The sequence below is a fragment of the Dorea sp. OM07-5 genome (assembly GCF_003481355.1).
GTDB classification, from domain to species: Bacteria; Bacillota; Clostridia; order Lachnospirales; family Lachnospiraceae; genus Dorea_D; species Dorea_D hominis.
The window spans coordinates 1-2,165 of the sequence record NZ_QUKZ01000039.1 but is presented as its reverse complement, the minus strand read 5'-3'; the positions used below and the strand labels follow the sequence as shown (position 1 = coordinate 2,165).

Below are 2,165 nucleotides of genomic sequence, written 5' to 3'. Positions count from 1 at the left end.
GCTCATCATTCAGTGCCACCACGAACATATTTTTCATAATGTTATCCATCTTCAAATAGTATTTTGTCATCTGGCTGACCTCCTTTTTTGTTACACCAACCATATCACAAGACCTCCGTAATAGCTACTCCAACCGTCCAACTTTTTCACTTTTATCGTTCCGGCTGGTTCTTTGCTTTTTTCTCTTTTCCAGATGCTTTTTCATCCTTGGTTTCCGGTGTTTTTACAGGGTCTCCGATTGCGAGCTCATCGGTTACATACTCCTGTTCCTTTGCACCAAAATTCCGTTCGATATGGTTTCGGATACTATAGGAAGCCTGACGGACATCATTTAAAAAGTCTCTCAGTTCCTGTGGATCTTTCTTTCCACATTCATTTCTCTGTGCAATATACTCCAGATTGAATCCGGTAACATCCACACCATAACGTTTCGCAATCACATAGGCTGCACAATAAGCCTGTGCACTGACTTTCTGTCGGCTGTAGGTTCCGGTATGCTGGTCCAGTGCTGCACACGCCAGTTCTCTGTTCAGTGCATGGAATGTCGTTACTTCACTCATTCCGTTGCGGATATAAATGGTACGGTATCTCGGATTGTACTGGGCCTGCACTTTGTCTGGCAGATCATCCTCAATCTGCACACGTACCGACTGGTCTTTTAAGACAGTTCCTATCAGTTCTGTCAGACTTCGCTGAGGGCGTTCTTCCAATGGCTTTCCAGACATCTGACTGATGTCAAATCCTTTTCCAATCGTATACCCTCTCCGCATTTCTCCGTCTTTTTCGTATTCAGTGGAAATCATATAAGTAATGCCATGTTCCCCGACTTTGACCGAACGGTGTTCTTCTCTCCAGCGTTCATAAGACCTTACCACCTTAAAATCTGGATGCTGTCCGTAAATCAAAAGCAGATTCGGTGTTCTCTGGGTATTACACTCTGCCATAAAGTCCAGAAAGCCTTTCAGTTTTTCTCCATCCTGAAAAACTCCCTGTGCCTGTGAATCTACTTCAGCCCATACCTCTTCTCTTTCCTGCTGTTTTTTGGCTGCATATTCTTCTTTCGTCAATTTCTGTTCAGGAACCTGCTGTTCTTCCGTTCCCCCTGAAATCATATCTGTTAAATCCATATACATTACCTGCCTTTCGTTTTCATATTCTTGCGTTTCTTCCTGCTCTCTCTGGCATTTTTCCGTCTGTCCGGCCTCTTACGTTTCTCTTCCTGTTCCTTGCGGATATCTCCGAGTTCTTTCCGCACAGATGGTTTTTCATTCTTTTCTTCCCAGCTAGTTTCCCGACCGGAAGAAGTATTTCTGTTGCGCGAGAAAGGTTCGGATGGATTCTTTTCTTCCCCCTCCTGCGCCTGTGTAAAATTTCCTTCCGGGAAAGCCTCATCACCGATCTGGAACATTTCTTCCGCATCGTCCAGTTCAAATTCTATCTTGCCTTCCGGCAGGACAACGGTCTCTGTCCGTACATTCTCCCCGGTTTCTTTTTCCATCTGGTTCTCTGCCTTTTCCGGTGCATTCTCTTTTTCCACTGCTTCTGTAACCATAGAGCCTGATTCTGCTTTTACAAAATCCAGATTCATCCGGTCTAATACCCGGTTCATCTTTGCTGCATCATCTGCAAATACCATGACCTCTGTCTGATCCGGATTCACCTTATCTTTGATGACAACATATAAGATACCTCTCGCTTTGGCTTCTTTCGCAAATTCTTTTAAGCGGTCACCCGGAACGGTAAAAAATTTCATCGGGCGCTGTTCCTTTAACATTCTGGTAAGCCTTGTTTTCCCTCTTGTCTTTTTCTGATCTTTCAGGGCGGCCGCAATAAAGATTGCCACATGCTTTGCCACATTTCCGGTAATCTTCAAAGAGTATTCCATTCCTTCCAGACTGTACCGCACCACCTGATCTGCCGGTTCTGCTCCGTAATTCATACTTATCTCACCTCCTGACTCTCTTTTTCTTTGTGTTCCACACGTTTCTCATTCTGGTTTTGTTCTTCTGCCTTTCGAAGTCTTTCTTCGATTTCCAATGAATGCTTTTCAATCCGGACGGTCATACGGACTTCTTTTCGAAGATTTTTTAATTCCTCATTGATTTCGGATAACCGTACTTTTCTGCTGTCTTCGCTGCCATTCCGATAGAGCTTTCTGCGTTCCT

The 2,165-nt window shown here is 44.3% G+C and carries 2 protein-coding genes and 1 pseudogene; all 3 read right to left on the bottom strand.

All coding sequences use genetic code 11. The features are described from left to right. Positions 1–152: 152 nt before the first annotated feature. Positions 153–1,127, bottom strand: a complete 975-nt coding sequence (locus DXC04_RS15230) for an ArdC family protein (protein WP_181984837.1) — start codon at positions 1,125–1,127, stop codon at positions 153–155. A gap of 5 nt (positions 1,128–1,132) precedes the next feature. Next, positions 1,133–1,939, bottom strand: a complete 807-nt coding sequence (locus DXC04_RS15225; protein ID WP_117689649.1) for a PcfB family protein — start codon at positions 1,937–1,939, stop codon at positions 1,133–1,135. A gap of 2 nt (positions 1,940–1,941) precedes the next feature. Continuing rightward, a pseudogene (locus DXC04_RS15220) lies at positions 1,942–2,165 on the bottom strand (relaxase/mobilization nuclease domain-containing protein); the annotation flags it as partial.

Coding starts and splice junctions, on each gene's coding strand:
- DXC04_RS15225 (WP_117689649.1), bottom strand. CDS start 1,939: ATGAATTACGGAGCAGAACCGGCAGATCAGGTGGTGCGGTACAGTCTG.
- DXC04_RS15230 (WP_181984837.1), bottom strand. CDS start 1,127: ATGGATTTAACAGATATGATTTCAGGGGGAACGGAAGAACAGCAGGTT.